This is a genomic window from Hymenobacter terricola, assembly GCF_017921975.2.
Taxonomy (GTDB): domain Bacteria; phylum Bacteroidota; class Bacteroidia; order Cytophagales; family Hymenobacteraceae; genus Hymenobacter; species Hymenobacter terricola.
The window spans coordinates 35,206-51,378 of record NZ_JAGEMO020000042.1; the positions used below are offsets into that span (position 1 = coordinate 35,206).

Here is a 16,173-nt window from a genome sequence, read left to right on the forward strand (position 1 = left end):
TTGTTTTTTGCAGGAAAAAGCAGAGCACTATTGCCGCCGCAAAGGTACGACTGCTCCCTGGCGGCATCCCAAAAGCTATGTTACCGAAATGTTATCAGCACTCCGGCGGGTATCAACCCCAGACTCTGGGCGTCCCAAAAACTGCCTTTCGTCGCGTGCCAATGCCAGATAACTGCGGCTTTCCGAAATCTGCGCCAACCAGGAACTGCTCTAAATTGCGCCTCATGGAATACGTAGTAGCTGGCATTTTTCTGGCCGTCTTTGCTCGGGTGGCATCTCGGGTGTTCTACGCTGCACGTGCGCGGCATCCGCACTGCCGGAACCATTGTCGAAGTGGTGCGGGACGCTTCCGGTGAAGGCGGCGACACTTTTAAGCCGGTGGTGGCTTTCACTACGAAACAGGGTACCCAAATAGTGGCCGAAAGCTTCTACGGAACAGCCGAAGCCGGCTCGTATTTCCGCATCGGACAGCAGGTTGACATTCTCTACTCCGCTAGAAACCCCCGGTTTTCGCTATCGCGGGATACGACGTTTCAGCCCTGCTCATCCTGGGTTTACTGGCGGCCGGGGTTTTCGGAGTGCTCTATTATCACAGCATCAAATAGCTCGATACCGCCGAAGCTGAACACCTGACTGCACTTGGGAGTATAGCCTCACACCTAGCGCTTCTTCTTTGTTGCTTACCTAATGGCCCCTTCCTCCTCTCTCGTCGACTTACCACTTTCAGCTATAGCACCCAAGCCTGCGCCGATTAATACGCTTACCGTATTCAATCCGATTTTGTCGGCTGAAGATGCAGTAGCCGTCGCCGCGCAGTTAGCGCCACAGCTTTTTGCCCAAGCGGCCGAAACCGACGTGGAAGGCGGATTTCCCACCCAGGAATTTGGCTGGCTGCAGGCGGCGGGCCTGCTCACAGCAGTGTTGCCGCCCGCGCTAGGCGGCGCAGGACTCGATGCTCCGGCCGCTACGCTGCCGCTGCTGCAGGTATTGCAGCACGTTGGGCGGGGCAATCTGGCCGTGGGCCGCGTCTACGAAGGCCATGTAAATGCCTTGGTGCTCATTCAGCAGCTGGGCAGCCCGGCGCAGGTGAAGCAATATGCGGCCGATGCCCGCGCCGGGCGTCTATTTGGTGTGTGGAACACCGAAGACCCGGCCCAAGGCGTGCACCTCGAAGCCCTGCCCAACGGCCGCTACCGCCTGCGCGGGGCCAAAACCTTTGCCTCGGGGGCCGGCCACCTGGCGCGGCCGCTCATCACCGGGGCCTTGCCCGACGGGCAGGGCTGGCAACTATTCGTGCTGCCCGCCAACCACCAGCCGCCAGCGCTGGACCGCTCCTTCTGGCGGCCGCTGGGCATGCGGGCCACCGCCAGCTTCCGGGCCGATTTGACGGGGCTGGAAATTGGGCCGGAGGACTTGATTGGGCCGCCGAATGCGTATTATCAGCAGCCGGCCTTTAGTGGCGGGGCCATCCGGTTTGCAGCCGTGCAGTTGGGCGGTGCCGAGGCTCTTTTTGAAGAAACCCGCGATTTTCTGCGTGGCCTGGGCCGTATCGATGACCCTTACCAGCGCCAGCGGCTGGGTGAAATGGCCATTGGCCTGGAAAGTGGCCGCCAGTGGCTGCGCGGAGCCGCCGGGCACGCCGCCCGCGCCGGCGCCACCGCGCCCGAAGGGGCCGAAGCCACGGTGGCTTACGCCAATATGATGCGCACCGCCATCGAAAAAATCTGTCTCGATATGCTGCAGCTGGCCGAGCGCAGTGTGGGGGCCCGCGGCCTGCTCCAGCCGCTGCCCTTCGAGCGCCTGCACCGCGACCTGACTCACTACCTCCGCCAGCCCGCGCCGGATGGGACCCTGGCCGACGTGGGCCGGTTTGTGCTGGAAGGCAGGAATTTCTAAGTAGTCGTTCAACAGTAACCAGGTCATCAGTCGCTGGTTGTTAGTTATTGGTCAATGAGTCGTCTAAACACCAACATCTAATAACCAATAACTTAATCGGACTTATTGTTTCATTTATGCTTCGCCATGACTGAAAATGCACCTCCTTTTGCTTCCTGCCCGTTATGCCCCAAAAGCTTCGTAACAGGTTTAGGTTCAACGGTGGTTGTGGCCCCGCACCCCGACGACGAGACCCTGGGCTGCGGCGGGCTCCTGGCGTTGCTGCGCCGGGCCGGCCAGCCCGTGGCTGCGGTGCTGGTGAGCGACGGCAGCATGTCGCATCCTGCTTCGAAATTATTTCCGGCCCCCGCCCGGCAGGCCGTGCGCGAAGCCGAATTTCACCACGCCCTCCGCATTCTAGGCCTTGCTGAGGGTGCACCGCTCCTGCTGGGCCTGCCAGATGGCCAAGTGCCCGGCACTGCCAGTGAACCCGGTTTTGTGCCGGCGGTGGCGCGGCTGCGCGAGTTTCTGGAAATCCACAAAGCCACCACCGTATTGGTGCCCTGGCGGCGCGACCCGCACCCCGACCACCGCGCTACCAGCCAGCTGGTGCAGGCGGCGCTGGCCGTCCTGCCGCACTCACCGCGCCGTATTGAGTACGTGGTGTGGGCCTGGCAACGGGCCGCCCCGGAGGACTTGCCCACGGCCGCAGATGCGGTACGTGGCTTTCGACTGGATATTGGGACGGTAACGGCGTTGAAGCAACGGGCCATTGCCGCGCACCGCTCGCAGGTAGCCCCCGGCGTGTTCACCGATGACCCCGCCGGCTTTCTGTTATCAGACGAAATGCTGGCGCATTTTGCCATTCCGTACGAAGTGTTTTTTGAAGCCTTGAGCCATGAATCAGAATCAGCCTAACACTCTGCCGCCGGAATATTTCGACCAGGTGTACCAAGCCAATCGGGACCCGTGGAATTTTGAAACCAGCCTTTACGAGCGCGAGAAGTACGCCGCTACTCTGGCGGCCTTGCCGCGCCCGCAATATCCTGAAGCCTTTGAAATCGGGTGTTCGCTGGGGGTGCTCACGGCGCAGTTGGCGCCGCGCTGTGGCCACCTGCTGGCAGTGGATGTGAGCGAGGCGGCGCTGGCGCAGGCCCGCACGCGTTGTGCCGGCCTGGCCCAGGTAGAGGTGCGGCTGATGCGGGTGCCGGAGGAATTCCCCAGCCAGCAGCTCAACCTGATTGTATTGTCGGAAGTGGGCTACTACTGGTCACCAGCCGACCTGGCCCGCGCGGCCGACCAAATTGTAGCAGGGCTACTGCCCGGCGGCCAGCTGCTGCTGGTGCACTGGACGCCACCCGTGCACGACTACCCGCTGACCGGCGATGACGTGCACGAATTCTTCCTGGCCAAAACTGACGAGAGCGGCCCCCTACGCCACCTCACCGGGCAACGGCACGAAAACTACCGGCTCGACTTACTGGAAAAACGCTGACCTGCGGCAGCGAAATGGCTGCCGGCTCATCTGGCTGCGGCTCGTAGTGTTTGATGAGCCGCGGTAGCTCCCGCAACGCCAGCGACAGGGGCACCGGCAACACGCGGGGCACCTGGCCGTTTTCCACCACCCAGTCCCAGAGCTTGCCAAAGGCCTCCGTACGCCGCACCCGCGCCAGCAGGACGGCAGCTGGCAGGCCCAACCGGGCAGCCAGCGCCCCGGCCTGGTGCGTGGGCTGGCTGGCCCAATACGCCCGCAGCTGGCGGCGCACCAGCCACAGCACCGCCAGCTGGGCGGGGTTATCAACGTGCGGCTCACGCTGCTGGCGGCTCATGTTCAGCCATTCGCGCAATTGCCACGACAGCCCCACCTCAACCCGGCCCTGCCGCCGCGCCGAGGTGAGCACCTGCACGTGCGGGCTGTGGCGAAGGCCCAAATCGTGTCGGCGCAGGGCCTGGCACAGGGCTTCGTCTTCCAGAAACCGTACTTCGGGCAGGCCGCCCACCTGGCGGTAGGCGCGGGCCGTGAGGGCCAGGCTGGCCCCAAAATGCTGGTGGTGGCGGGGCCAGGGGTCGATGGCCGCCGGGTCGAGCAGGTCTTCGAGGCGGGCACACAGCTGGCGGTAAGCCGCGTCGCGCACCTGAATCCGGCGCAGCGGCAGCAAAGCCCGGCCGCTGATTTCGGCGAGGATGCGGCCGCCCACGGCGTCGGCCCCCGCCATAATTTCGGCTTGAATAGCGGCCAGCCAGGTGGGGGCTACGCGGGTGTCGGCATCGGTGCTGGCAATGACGCCAGCGGGGCGGCCCACTTGCTCCAGGCGGGCACAGGCTTCGTCCATCAGCAGGCGGCGGGCACGGCCCACGTGGGCCTTGGCGGCGGGCAGGCACAGCTCGGCGGCATGCAGCACCAGATGCGGCAACCGCTGCGCCTGCTGGCGCACCACGGCCGCCGTGGCATCGGTGCAATTATTGGCCAACACAATGACTTCGAAACTGGCCGGCGGCAAGGGCTGGCCCCGCAAACCGGTTTGGGCCGCTAGTGCGGCCAGGGTGGCGGGCAGGTTCGCTACTTCGTCTTTGGCCGGGACAATGACGCTGATTAGCAGTTCGGGGTGGGGTGGTGGCAGCTGCTGGTGCAGCAGGGTGGCGCAACGGCCCCGGCGCAGCCCCACAGGCAACACAGAAATGAGTGGAAGACTGGGAGCGGGAGCCGTGGCCTCGTGAGCAGAGAGGAAACGGGCAGGCGAAGCATGAGTCATTGGCCCGGTGTACGCTGCATTCCGCGAAAGGATAAAGCGCTGCTTATAGTTGCGGAAGGGCCTTTTCAACCCAATGCAACCTCGGCTTCCGGCTCGCTTCTCATTATCAGCGGGAATTCCGGGATTGCGGCGGCGCTTAACTAAACTGCCTCCCTCACATTTATTTTTTCGCGGGCAACCGGCACCGGGGGCCGGCCTTCAATCCCACAAAAAAGCCCCTTCCTGAAAGACAGGAAGGGGCTTTTTAAATTAGCCTGCCACAAGTTAAAAGGCCTCGCCAATGGCAAACAGGATGCCCGGCGAACTGCCCGTGCCGCCGGCATAGTCGAGGCGCAGGTTCACCCGGTCGCGCCGGATGAAATTGAAGCGAATGCCCGCCCCACCAGCGTATTTGGTGTCGCTGAGGCTGAACTTATCGATGTATTGATTCACGTTGCCGACGCCGCCAAAAACAGCGCCATCGATGCGCGTCAACACTTTACTGTTGGAGTTTGGAAACAGTTTCTGGCGAATTTCAGCCTGAAACATAATCATCTGGCGGTCACGAAAGCGCTGCTCGTAGATGCCGCGCAGCAGGTTGGCGTTGTTGTAGAGCGTGCCGCCCAGGTTAGCGCCCAGGCCGGCCAGCTCCCGAAAAGGAACGTCGCCGGTTTGGAATTGCCCCAGGAACTGCAGCGCCAGAATAGTCTTGGTCGACACAATGGGCTGGAAGTGGCGGGCATCGAGCTGGTAGCGCACGAAGCGGTAGTCGGACCCCAGGCCGGAACCGTTGAAAGTGGCCCCAAAATCCAGCAAATCGCCGTGGAAGGCAGCCAAAGGCACATCACGCGTGTCGTAGGTGATAACCGGCCCCAGGCCCGAGATGCGCGTGTCGTGCCGCTCCCGCTCCGTAAGGCGCAGGTCGGTGTAGAATACGTTGGGCGTGGTCCCATCGGTGGCTTTGGTAGGCGCGCTCACCTGGGTGATGTTGGTTAGCCGGTACTGCGCGCCAAAAAACAGCTTGGGCGCAATCTGCTTTTGCAGGCGTTGGTTGATGATGAACAGCTTATAGTCCGTCTCCGACTCGTTGGCACTGGTCGATTTCGGCCCCGTGCCGTAGTAGTACAGCAAAATATCATAGGCGCTGATTTCGCCATTGAGGTAGAATTTTTCGCCGGGCGTGTACACCGAATGCACCAATTGTATCAGCGACTGGCCTTTTTGGGTTGTCCAGTACTGAACCCGGGCGTTGGAGGGCCGGGTGAGGGTGTCGGCCGAAAAACGGCCGCTCAGCAAAGCTCCCAAGCCGTAGCCAAAGCCGGTTTCGGCCTGATAAAATATCACCGGAATGGGCAGCAGGGTCAGCGTCTTGTTTTTCCCAATCTGACCAAATGACTTGGTGCCACGCGGTTGCAGAGCCAGCGGAGCGGGGCCTGTGCTGGGGGCCTTAACTACTGAATCGGGGGAAGCCGCCGGTTGGGCAGCAGCAGTGAAAGCCAGCCCGGTCAGAAGCAGGGCTGCGAGAGAAAATCGCATGAGAGCAGAGGGATGAAAAACAAATGAATTGCCTTATCAACGGATTACGCCCCCTTACGGTTGGAGTATCACGCGTATTCCCAACGGCCAGCCATGGCGTGTCGTATGCTTTTTCGGGTTATTCGTCAATGAGCAAGCGTTTTAGCGCGTGCCCGCGGCCCAGGTGTTCGGCCACCAGCTCGGCGGCATCGGCGGGGCGCACGTTGCCATATACCGTGCCTTCGGGGTACACGATAAGGGCCGCACCGTGCCCTTTTTTGCACTGCCTGCAGAGGTCGAGGCAATCGCAGGTTTGGATTTGGGTGCGCTGCTTGTGGCCGTCGACCACTTGCTTCTTCAGGCCCTGGTGCTTCACCTCCTTCTTCAGGGCTTTGGCCACGGCCTCGCCCACGCCCGATTTCTGGTTGACGCACACGAAAAGGCGACGGTCAGTATTCATCAGGAAATAAAAATGTAGAATGCCCCATACCTAGCCCGGCTCCTGCCTTCTATGTCACGACGAAGGGCGGAGCTGGGCCTACGCGGGCCCGTGCCAGTGCCGGTTTTGCAGCTTATACGCGGCCAGCTCGCGGTTCGACCACAGGGTTTGGTACACCTGCTGGTCGCGGAGCAGCTGCGGGTCTTTTTCCATAAAGCCGAGCAACTCCTGCAGCAATTCAACCGCCTCTTCCTTCAGAAAGTAGTACATCCAGTTGTCGAGGCGGCGCACGTTCACCAAACCTGCATTCTTTAAGTACGATAATTGCCGGCTGGTTTTGGTTTGGGTGAAATCCAGCACTTGTTCCAGGTCAGCCACCACCATTTCGTGGTTGCGCCACAGCAGATGCAGGATGCGCACGCGGCTTTCGTCGCCCAACGATTTAAAAAGTTGCTGCCCAAAAGCAACCGTGAAATGTTTCAAGCGCATCTGCTGTCTGGGAAGGGAGTTCCGGCCTTCGGTTCTTTCCACCCAAAGTTACAATCGACCCCGAACCCGGCGCCGTATATTTGTCCTTCCGCTCCCTGAACATGCCTGATTTCTTGCGCCTTCGATTCCCTTCTTTGTTTTTTGCCGTGGCCTTGCTGGGCGTGCTGTTTTTGGCAGCGCCCTCGGCCCATGCCCAGGGCAAGCGTAAAATCATTCAGTTCACGGGCATCGTGGCCACCGGCGACAGCCTGCTGGGCGTGCCCGGCGCCACCGTGTACGTGCCCAAAGCCGGCCGCGGCACCACTTCCAATGCCTACGGCTACTTCTCGATGGCCGTGCTGGCCGGCGACAGCATCGTGATTCGCTCGCTGGGCTACGCCAACCAGACCATCATTATTCCGAAGGATTTCCAGCGCCAAAGCTACTCCGTCATCATCACGCTCAAAGAAGATGTCACCGTGCTGCCCGAGGTGCGCGTGTTTCCCTACACCACCGAGCGCGACTTCAAAAAGGCCTTCCTGGCCCTGCGCCTGCCCACCGAGCGCGGCAGCGCCGCCGCCGACAACCTGAACCAGGAGCTGATGAACCGCATTTTCCGGACCCAGCCCGTGGGCGCGGTAGCCAACTTCCGCCAGACCATGCAAACCCAGGCTTACGACCAGGACCGGCGCAACGGCATCGCCCCGAACCAATACTCCAACAATCCGCTGCTGAACCCCTTCAGCTGGCTGCAATTGATTCAGCAGGTGAAGAAAGGCGAGTTCAAGAAAAAGAACACCGACGACGACTACTAAGCCGGCCGCGGGCAGGTTCATTGGCTGCACAGCAACCACTGCCCCCCTTTTCCGGTTACCATAGGGTTTGACCTTTGCTTCAACTCTATGGATACCAATCTTCCGGTTTCGGCTCAGCCGCGTGTGGTGATTATTGGCTGCGGCTTCGGCGGCCTGCGGCTGGCCAAGGCCCTGCGCAAAGCCCCCGTGCAGGTAGTGGTGCTCGACCGCAACAACTACCACAACTTCCAGCCGCTGCTGTACCAGGTAGCCACCGGGGCCCTTGAGGCGGACAGCATTGCGTACCCCATCCGCAAGATTTTTGCGGGCCAGGAGAACTTTTTTTACCGGATGGCCGACGTGCAGCGCGTCGACCCGGCCAGCAACACGGTGATAACCAGCGTGGGCGACGTGCACTACGACTACCTGGTGCTGGCCACTGGCTCGCTCACCAATTTCTTTGGGCTGGAAACCATTGAGCGCAACGCGATGCAGATTAAGAGCATCCCCAACGCGCTGAACCTCCGAAGCTTCATTTTCCAGAATTTCGAAAAAGCCCTGCTCACCAGCGACCCCGCCGCGCGGCAGGCGCTGCTCAACATTGTGGTGGTGGGCGGCGGCCCCACCGGCGTGGAAATCAGCGGCTCGCTGGCCGAAATGCGCAAGCACGTACTGCCCAAAGACTACCCCGAGCTGGACTTGCGGGCCATGCAGATTTTCCTGGTTGAGGCCGGACCGGCGTTGCTGGGGCCCATGTCGCCGGCCTCGCAGGCCGACGCCAAGCGCTACATGGACGAGTTGGGCGTGCTGGTGCGGCTCAATACGTCCATCAAAAGGTACGAGGAAGGCAAGGCCTATTTCTCCGAAACGGAGTTTATTCCGACCGATAACCTGGTGTGGGCGGCCGGCGTGAACGGCGCCGAAGTGCCCGGCCTGCCCGCCGAAACCGTGACCCGCAACAAGCGCATCACCGTGAATAGCTGGAACCAGGTGCAGGGCCAGCCCAACATCTTTGCCATCGGCGACGTGGCCAACATGGTGACCGACGACATGCCCAAGGGCCTGCCCATGCTCGCGCCCGTGGCCCAGCAGCAGGCCGACCACCTCGCCGACAACCTCCGGCGCCTGATGCGCGGCGAAACGCCCCAGGCTTTTGTGTACAACAACAAGGGCTCGATGGCCATCGTGAGCCGCAACAAGGCCGTGGTCGACCTGCCCAAAAACATTCATTTCCGGGGTTTCTTTGGCTGGCTCACCTGGCTGTTTGTCCACCTGATGACGCTGGTGGGCTTCCGCAACAAAGTGGTGGCCCTCGTGGACTGGGCCTTCAGCTATTTCAGCTCCGACCAGGCGCTGCGGCTCATCATCCGCCCCTTCCATCGGCACGACGTGAAAGACGACCGCGGCAAGAAAAGCGCGGAGCACCGCGCCGCCACACCCGAGTATAACGCGACGCCGCCAGCCATTCAGACGCCGGTGAATAGCTGACCGGAAACGTAACAAAACTGCTACAAAAAGCCCCCGTGCGATGGCGCACGGGGGCTTTTTGTAGCAGTTTAATTTAATTCAGGCCTCTAATTGCCGGGGCCGGCAATCACAATTTGCATGGCTTCCGGCGTCAGATACTGCTGGGCCAAATCGCGCAGCGTCTCGGCGGTGGCGGCTTCGGTTTGCTGCACAAAGTCGGGGTAGTAATTGGCGGGTAACCCCATAAAAATGAGATTTTTGTATTTGTCGCACTGCTCAAAAACGGTGGACAGCTCGTTGGCAAATTTGCCCAGAATGTAGTTTTTCACCGTTGCCAGCTCTTCGGCCGGAATCAGCTCTTCCTGCAGGCGGCGCAGCTCCATCTGAATTTCGCTCACCGCGAAATCCGCGCTTTCGCCTTTCACATCGGTGCCGATAACGAAGGAGGTGCCGTGCTCACGCGGGGCCACGCTCGCGTGAATGCCGTAGGTCAGGCCTTTATCCTCGCGGATGTTCCGCATCAGGCGCGAGCCAAAATACCCGCCCAGCACATTCACCAGCAGTTTCAGGTGGTGGGTTTCGGGATGGGTAGGGGCGGGCCAGGGGCGGCCCATCCGGATGGACGACTGCAAGCTGCTGGCCATGGCCACGCGGGCGGGTACGGACGTGGTGGCCGCATCGACCCGGGCAGCAGCGACAGCAGTTGAGGCCGCAAGGCCGTTGCCAGCCGGAACTCCGCTGAACGCCTGGGCTACTAAATCCTGGTCGGCGGCCACATCACCGCAGAGAAATACTTCGGCGTTGCCAAACGAGTACACGGCCTGGTGGAAGGCCTGCGCCTCGGCCGCCGTGATGGCTTGGTAAGCAGCGCTGTCGAAAGGCCGGCCGTACGCCGTCTCAGCCCCAAACAGCAATTCGTTGAACCGTTCGGAGGCCAGAAAGCCGGCCTTCTGCCGTTCTACGCGCACATTCTGGATGGTGCGGGTTTTCAGCTGCTCCAGTTCGGCAGCCGGAAAAGCCGGGTTGGTGAGCACATCCGTCACCAGCGGCAGCAGCGTGGGCAGGTGCCGGGTGAGGCAGTAGAGCGTGAGCGTGGAGCGGTCGAAACCGGCGTCGCACTCCAGTGAGGCGCCGTAGAACGCCACGGCATCGGCAATTTGGCGGGCGGTGCGGGTGGTGGTGCCTTCCAGCAGCATCCGGGCCGTGATGGATGCCTGGCCGGGGCGGGTTTCGGCCACTTTGCCGGCCCGGAACACCACTTGCAGCCGCACCACGGGCTGGGCATCGTTGGCCAGCACGTGCAGGCGGGCGCCACCGGGCAATACATGAACGTCGGCCGCGGGCAGCGTAACGCGGGCCAGCGGCTGAACGGGAGGAGCGACGGTACGGTCGAGCATTGTTGTTGAGTTCATAATTACTGGATGCATTGCCGGGGATGGGAAGGCGATGATGTAAACAAAAAGAACGTCATGCCGGACACCCCCGGCATGACGCTCTTCAGGTCAATACATTAGCACATTAACCAATCAGCAAATTAATTCGAGGGCGCGTCGCCGCTGGTGCCACCGGCGCCGTTCTCGTCAAACGCCTCGGAGAGCTTGTTTAGGTTAAAGTGCAGCGATACGCGAATGGTTTGGGCCAGGGGATTGGCCTGGTTGTTATCGCCGGTGGGCACCAGGTAAGTCCCGTCGATGCCGAATACCTGGTAGCGGATGCCCAGGCCCAGGCTCACGTACTGGCGGCCGCCTTTGTCGGCAGCTTCGTAGAAGTACCCGCCCCGCGCATACAGCAGGTCGTTGTAGTTGTACTCCAAACCAGTCGACAGGTTGATTTCGCGCAGCTCTTCCTTGAAGCCGCCGGGGGCATCGCTAAACGAAGAGAACAGGGCACCGACGATGTTTTGCTTGTTGCGGTCGACGTTAATTTGCTTGATGCGCGGGTCGCTGGACGGCACGCCGTCCTCGTAGTACGGCGAGGGCACCAGCAGCTTGGTTGCATCGAACACCAGCGTGATTTTATTGTACTGGTCAATCTCGCGGGTAAGGGCCGTGCCCAGCTTCAGGCTGGTGGGCAGGAAGCTGGGGTTGGTGGGGTCGGAGTAGGTGATTTTGTTGCCGATGTTGGCAATGGAAGCACCGAACGCCAGGTTGTACAACCCGGTGCCGATGGTGGCATCCTTGGAATAATAGGCTCCGATATCAACGGCGGCGGCGTTGCCGGGCTGCGCATCGTTGCCGCTGTAGGCCCCCACCAGGTTGGAGCGGATGTAGCGCGCCGAAATGCCCAGGCCGAAGTTGTCGGTGAGCTGCTGGCCGTAGGAAACCGACAAGGCATACTCCTTCGGGTTGAAGGAGCCGGCCGGCAGGTTGGTGCCGGTGCGGTAGTCAATCTGGCCCAAATCGAAATACATGAGCGAGGCCCCCAACGCCGAGCGTTTGCCAATCTTGGCGTAGCCCGAGAGGTACGACAGGCTCATGTCGTCGGTGATGTTGCGCAGCCACGGCGAATACGAAGCCGAAACAGCATACTTATACGGCACAAAGCCGAGCTTGCCGGCATTGAAAAAAGCCCCATTGGCATCGGGTGAAGTGGCCACTCCTGCTTCGCCCAACGACGAGGCGCGCGCATCGGGGCTAAGGGTGAGGATGGGCACGGCCGTGGTGATGGTGTGGGGGCTGACCTGGGCCTGGGCCGTGCCCACCAAGGCCAACAAGCCGGTGGACAGCGCCAGGCGCGAACGGGAAAAGAGGGGCTGCATAGAAGGGGAAAAGGAGGCCTTACGCGGCCCGGGCGCAAATAAAAGCGGATTAATTGAGGATGACGAGTTTTTCGTACTTCGAAGCTGTCGAGCCGTTGTGCTCCGACCGCACACTCAGGCGGTACACGTACACGCCGCGGGCCAGCTGGTCATTGTAGTCGTCGCGGCCATTCCAGGTGATGCTGTGCTGGTGCGCATCGGTGCTGGCCACCACGGCGGAAAGGGTGCGCACCAAATGGCCCGACACAGTAAAAATCTGGACCTGCACGTCGAGATTATCGGGTTCGCCATCGGCCTGGTTGTGGTCGAAGAAGAACGTAGTTGAGTTAGCAAACGGATTGGGGTAGTTCAGCACGTGGTCGAGGGCCAGCTTTTCGTCATGGGCCACCACAAACTGGATTTCCTTTTCCGCCGAGTTGTTATACGTATCCCAGGCTTTGAGGCGTATCGAATGGGCGCCGGTGGCCAGGTCTTTGAACAAGTTGTTTACTTTCCCGGAGCGGAAGTTGCCCACGTTCGATACGTAGCTTTCGTTCAGCACAATCAGCTTGTTCGGGTCGTTGTCGAGTATGGCCGTGATGTCGTGGCCAATGCCGGCGCCGGTCGTGTTGATGCCGCTGGAATCGCTAAGCTGCGCCAGCAGAGTGGTGTTCTGCCCCGTCAGGCCCCCGAAGGCAAACGACAGGTCGTCCATAAACAGCCGGATGTCCGGCGGGGTAGTATCGGCATCCGGGTGCGGATTGGCACCACCCACTTTTTTCAGCTGGTATCCGTTGGCGTCGATGCTATGGGTAGCATCGGACGCGTACAGGCTGATTTTGCCCAGCCCAAGGCTGTAATTGATGTCCTTGGGCACCACGAAGGTGAGATTGAACTGCCCGGCGACCACATCGGCCTGCCCGCCATAAATCACGTTTTCCTGCACCACCACCGGCCGCGGCGAGTCGGGCAACGTCGGGTCATTCCTATCGGGCGACTCGTCGCCGAGCGTCATCACGGTAGTGGGCTTGTCGTAAATCGTTACCTGAGCCCGGCCGGTAAAGGAGGAGTTCAGGGCGCCATTGTTCAGCAACTTGCCGTGCAGGCGAATGCGCGAGAGTGCTTGCAGGGTATCGGCCGTAACCCAAGCCCCGGCCCGGCGCTGCCGGACGCTGTCCAGTACCACAGTTTGCTTGGGGTAAGCCAGGGTCATGCTCGGGTCGGCCAGCAGGGTGTAGTTGCGGTTGTTGATATCGGAGCCCCCGCCGGGCCCGGGGTAGTCGTTTTTGCTCAGCATTACCACGGTGCCGATGCTGGGCATTTTGCCATTAATTGGCCGCAGTACGCGGTTGATGTAGGCGCGGTTCAGGTAGGCGTTCTGGCCGGCGTCCACCACGCGGGTGGTGGTGAAGAGGCCCACCGCGCCGCCCGTGGCGTTATCCGTCAGCGCCTGCTCACCGGCCGAGGTAAAGTCGGGGTTATCGTAGGTGCTGAAATCGCAGGTGCCGGTGGTGAAGAACGTCAGGTTGGTGGGGTTGCGCAAAGCCAGAACAGAAGCGTTGGTCAGAATTTGCTCGTCGGTCCAGCCCTTGGGGCCACCGTGTCCCAGGTAGTTAACAATCAGGGAACCCTGCTCTACCGATTGGTCGATGGCGCGGTTGGTTTCGGGCGAGCGCTGGCCCGCCGATACCGACAGCTGCGGGTTGAGGTCCAGGTACACTTTGTGCACGTTGTACACCGGGTTGTTGGTCTGGATGGCCTGGGCCACAATTTCTGAGCCCTGGCCCACAAATAGGTCGCCGTTGCCATCGTCGGATACGAGCGTAATGCGGTTGCGCCACTTGCCGTAAGCCGCGGTGGCATCGTAGCCAATGATTTTATCTACCACCTGGCGGGCTTGGTCGGCATTGGTGCGCTGGCCCTTGGGGGCCCGCACCGGCAGGCGGCCCACCCCGATGTCCAGCAGCTCGTTAGAACCACCTTGCTCGCTCCACTCGCCTTCGTTATCGTCGAGCAAGGCGTAATAATCGTCCGAAGAATAGCTGGCACCGCCATAAAAGGGCGCCAGCGATTCCCGCGACTCATAGGTAGGCACGTAGTTCTGGTTGAACGCGTCAAAGTCCGCGTCGTTCTTGAACGGCACCCGGTCGCGCCACCACGAGGGCTCCGCGGTTTTGTCGTTGTACGGGTCCGATTTGTAGTCAAACGATGCGTCGCCGAACAGCAGCAGCTGCATTTGCCGGCCCGCCGGGGCCAGGTCGTACAGCTGCTTCATAAAGTCGCGGATGGCCGTCACGTCCTGCCCACCCGAACCGTATTCGTTGTATACCTGAGCCGTAGTCACCACGGCCACGCGCATATTGTCGTGGCTGATGCGATGGCTGGCCAGGCGCATTGCCTGCCCGTAGAACGCCGGATAAGTCACGATAACCAAATCGACCAGGGCATTAGGCGTGGTATTCATGGCGTGCAGGTCCTGGTTCTCAACCTTGCCAAAGGCGCGGGGCGTACCGAAGGTGCCGCCCGGCACCAGGGCCACGAATTCACGCAGAGAATCGGAGTGCGCCACGAAGCTGCCGGTTGCAACATCAAAAGACATGGCCTTAGCCTGACGGGGATTAGTTACTTCCCACACCACCAAGCCGCTAGGAGGTGAGCCTACCACATAGCGGTTCATCGCGGAGGCGGGCCCAATGTTGGTCAGCGAACGAAACTCCAGTTGCGACCCGCTCAGCTTTATCGTGCGTTCGGCATTGATATCCAGGTAATCTAAGTAGGCGCTGGAGTTGGGGTCCCCGCTAGTATAAGTCAGGCCCACGCGCAGTTCGGTACCGGGGGTGGCGAGGGTCAGCTGCTTGGTGTCGACGTTTCCGGTGGCAATGGGCCCGAAATCATAGTTGGCCCGGGCATTTAGGCCCTGTGAGCCCAAGGCATTGCCATTCAATGTAAGCTGGAAAGTGCTGGCTGTGGCCGAATTAGCTATCAATGACGACGTGACGCGCACCTGGCTGCCGGCCACCAAATCGGGAATGCCGCTGAAAGCAAAGTCCTGCTGCCCCCCGGTGCGGAAGCCTTCGCCCACCCAGTTGCGGCCCGAGTGCATGAGGTTGGTCAGGTCGTGTTCGTGAAAGTCGCGGTAGGTGAACGTGGTAATGTTGGGCGTGCCGGCCGGCGCAGTCAGCGCGGCCGCCGTGGGCACCCGCCGCCCGGCCGTGCCATTCACACTCACAAAATAGTAAGTCGTATCCGAGTAAATGTTGTTGCGGTGCCGAAACTGGCCGCCCTGCATTTCCCAGGTGTGCGCGCCGGGCGAATAGAACAGGAAGTATTCGTTGTCGTCGAATACGGCGTCGTTGTTGCTGCTCACAAACAGCACGTTGTTTTCGGCCAGGTCGTCGGGGCGGTACACGCTGTTGGCCTGGGGCAGCACGCCCATCGAGTTGCCGTAGACGTGCAGGTTGTTGGGATTAATGGTTGCCGGGTTGAGACCCATGTTGCGCAACGTGGCTTTGTCGAGCTTGTAAACGCCGCTTTCGGCCACGCCCATCTTGTACCAGTCGCCGGTGCGCAGCACCGAATGCGGCAGGTGGGTGCGGGAGGTGGCCGTGCTGCGCGCGGTCGCACCGCCGCCCGGCGTGTAGTTGTAATCGAACGACATCAACCGCTCGGGCTGGCCGGTTTGCGGGTTGCGGCGGATGGGGCGCAGGCTCAGGTGCGTCACCAGCTGCTTCATCTCGGTGCCCGTCACCAGCTGGGGCTCGGGGCCGGCCGGCAGCTTGCTGGTATTGAACATCCTGGCATCGGCCGCCGAAAAGGCCTCGTACACCATATTGGCCAATTCACCCTGGCTCACGCCGCCCTGCAGCCGCAGGCTGAACCATCCCACCTGGTCGTCCACCACCTGGCGGGCTTCGCTGAAAGTGGGCACCCTTTGCTTGCGGGAGCCCTTGGTGGGCACTTCAGCATAACCGCCCCAGGTGATGGTGCCGTGGGCCGTGGCCGGCCCGCCCCCCTGGGCCCGGGCCGGCACCCCAGCTCCCACTATTAACCCCGCGAACGCAATGAAGAGAAAAAAAGGACGCATACACGTTATGTTTTGGGCACCTAGTTTTTACTTTGCGAAACGCCACACGGTGGTTCCGCAAC

General features: G+C 61.2%; 13 protein-coding genes. 6 read left to right on the forward strand and 7 right to left on the reverse strand.

The window, feature by feature from the left end; genetic code table 11:
- Window positions 1-297: 297 nt before the first annotated feature.
- From J4G38_RS29230 to J4G38_RS20105, 4 genes are all read left to right on the forward strand, one after another.
- A complete protein-coding gene (locus tag J4G38_RS29230; RefSeq protein WP_210520717.1) occupies window positions 298-633 on the forward strand; it encodes a DUF3592 domain-containing protein in 336 nt (111 codons plus the stop codon).
- A gap of 147 nt (window positions 634-780) precedes the next feature.
- Window positions 781-1,896, forward strand: coding sequence for an acyl-CoA dehydrogenase family protein (locus J4G38_RS20095; RefSeq protein WP_226163593.1), 1,116 nt, complete (start codon window positions 781-783; stop codon window positions 1,894-1,896).
- Window positions 1,897-2,103: 207 nt separating this feature from the next.
- Window positions 2,104-2,793 (forward strand): PIG-L deacetylase family protein, encoded by a 690-nt coding sequence (locus J4G38_RS20100; protein WP_226163595.1) that lies wholly within the window; start codon window positions 2,104-2,106, stop codon window positions 2,791-2,793.
- Complete coding sequence (locus J4G38_RS20105) at window positions 2,774-3,370, forward strand: SAM-dependent methyltransferase (protein WP_210520713.1); 597 nt, start codon at window positions 2,774-2,776, stop codon at window positions 3,368-3,370. The genes J4G38_RS20100 and J4G38_RS20105 overlap by 20 nt, the downstream gene beginning before the upstream one ends.
- Here the strand turns inward: J4G38_RS20105 and J4G38_RS20110 are convergent.
- The 4 genes from J4G38_RS20110 to J4G38_RS20125 all read right to left on the reverse strand — a co-directional run bounded on the left by J4G38_RS20110 (window position 3,318) and on the right by J4G38_RS20125 (window position 7,050).
- The gene (locus tag J4G38_RS20110) at window positions 3,318-4,550 is read right to left on the reverse strand and encodes a glycosyltransferase (protein WP_210520711.1); all 1,233 of its coding nucleotides are present in this window, start codon (window positions 4,548-4,550) and stop codon (window positions 3,318-3,320) included. The two genes, J4G38_RS20105 and J4G38_RS20110, sit on opposite strands and share 53 nt — an antisense overlap.
- 342 nt (window positions 4,551-4,892) lie before the next feature.
- On the reverse strand, window positions 4,893-6,143 hold the full coding sequence (locus J4G38_RS20115) for a BamA/TamA family outer membrane protein (RefSeq protein WP_210520710.1): 1,251 nt from the start codon (window positions 6,141-6,143) through the stop codon (window positions 4,893-4,895).
- A gap of 118 nt (window positions 6,144-6,261) precedes the next feature.
- Complete coding sequence (locus J4G38_RS20120) at window positions 6,262-6,582, reverse strand: (2Fe-2S) ferredoxin domain-containing protein (protein ID WP_210520708.1); 321 nt, start codon at window positions 6,580-6,582, stop codon at window positions 6,262-6,264.
- Window positions 6,583-6,660: 78 nt separating this feature from the next.
- Complete coding sequence (locus J4G38_RS20125; RefSeq protein ID WP_210520706.1) at window positions 6,661-7,050, reverse strand: ArsR/SmtB family transcription factor; 390 nt, start codon at window positions 7,048-7,050, stop codon at window positions 6,661-6,663.
- Between the two features lie 101 nt (window positions 7,051-7,151).
- Here J4G38_RS20125 and J4G38_RS20130 point away from each other — a divergent pair, with 101 nt between their 5' ends.
- Together J4G38_RS20130 and J4G38_RS20135 are read left to right on the forward strand one after the other, a co-directional pair.
- Window positions 7,152-7,844: a carboxypeptidase-like regulatory domain-containing protein gene (locus J4G38_RS20130; protein ID WP_210520704.1), complete on the forward strand. Its 693-nt coding sequence runs from the start codon at window positions 7,152-7,154 to the stop codon at window positions 7,842-7,844.
- A gap of 87 nt (window positions 7,845-7,931) precedes the next feature.
- Window positions 7,932-9,311: an NAD(P)/FAD-dependent oxidoreductase gene (locus tag J4G38_RS20135; RefSeq protein WP_210520703.1), complete on the forward strand. Its 1,380-nt coding sequence runs from the start codon at window positions 7,932-7,934 to the stop codon at window positions 9,309-9,311.
- Window positions 9,312-9,397: 86 nt separating this feature from the next.
- Here the strand turns inward: J4G38_RS20135 and J4G38_RS20140 are convergent, their stop codons facing one another.
- The 3 genes from J4G38_RS20140 to porU form a co-directional block, all read right to left on the reverse strand.
- Window positions 9,398-10,687: a M16 family metallopeptidase gene (locus J4G38_RS20140; RefSeq protein WP_210520701.1), complete on the reverse strand. Its 1,290-nt coding sequence runs from the start codon at window positions 10,685-10,687 to the stop codon at window positions 9,398-9,400.
- Window positions 10,688-10,824: 137 nt separating this feature from the next.
- The gene (gene porV / locus J4G38_RS20145) at window positions 10,825-12,048 is read right to left on the reverse strand and encodes a type IX secretion system outer membrane channel protein PorV (RefSeq protein ID WP_210520700.1); all 1,224 of its coding nucleotides are present in this window, start codon (window positions 12,046-12,048) and stop codon (window positions 10,825-10,827) included.
- A gap of 49 nt (window positions 12,049-12,097) precedes the next feature.
- Window positions 12,098-16,111, reverse strand: coding sequence for a type IX secretion system sortase PorU (gene porU, locus J4G38_RS20150; RefSeq protein ID WP_210520698.1), 4,014 nt, complete (start codon window positions 16,109-16,111; stop codon window positions 12,098-12,100).
- Window positions 16,112-16,173: the final 62 nt, after the last annotated feature.

Excerpts from the sequence above, each read along its gene's own strand:
- J4G38_RS20125 (WP_210520706.1), bottom strand. The coding sequence starts at position 7,050 with ATGCGCTTGAAACATTTCACGGTTGCTTTTGGGCAGCAACTTTTTAAA.
- J4G38_RS20130 (WP_210520704.1), top strand. The coding sequence starts at position 7,152 with ATGCCTGATTTCTTGCGCCTTCGATTCCCTTCTTTGTTTTTTGCCGTG.
- porU (WP_210520698.1), bottom strand. The coding sequence starts at position 16,111 with ATGCGTCCTTTTTTTCTCTTCATTGCGTTCGCGGGGTTAATAGTGGGA.
- J4G38_RS20115 (WP_210520710.1), bottom strand. The coding sequence starts at position 6,143 with ATGCGATTTTCTCTCGCAGCCCTGCTTCTGACCGGGCTGGCTTTCACT.
- J4G38_RS20120 (WP_210520708.1), bottom strand. The coding sequence starts at position 6,582 with ATGAATACTGACCGTCGCCTTTTCGTGTGCGTCAACCAGAAATCGGGC.
- J4G38_RS20105 (WP_210520713.1), top strand. The coding sequence starts at position 2,774 with ATGAATCAGAATCAGCCTAACACTCTGCCGCCGGAATATTTCGACCAG.
- J4G38_RS20135 (WP_210520703.1), top strand. The coding sequence starts at position 7,932 with ATGGATACCAATCTTCCGGTTTCGGCTCAGCCGCGTGTGGTGATTATT.
- porV (WP_210520700.1), bottom strand. The coding sequence starts at position 12,048 with ATGCAGCCCCTCTTTTCCCGTTCGCGCCTGGCGCTGTCCACCGGCTTG.
- J4G38_RS20140 (WP_210520701.1), bottom strand. The coding sequence starts at position 10,687 with ATGCTCGACCGTACCGTCGCTCCTCCCGTTCAGCCGCTGGCCCGCGTT.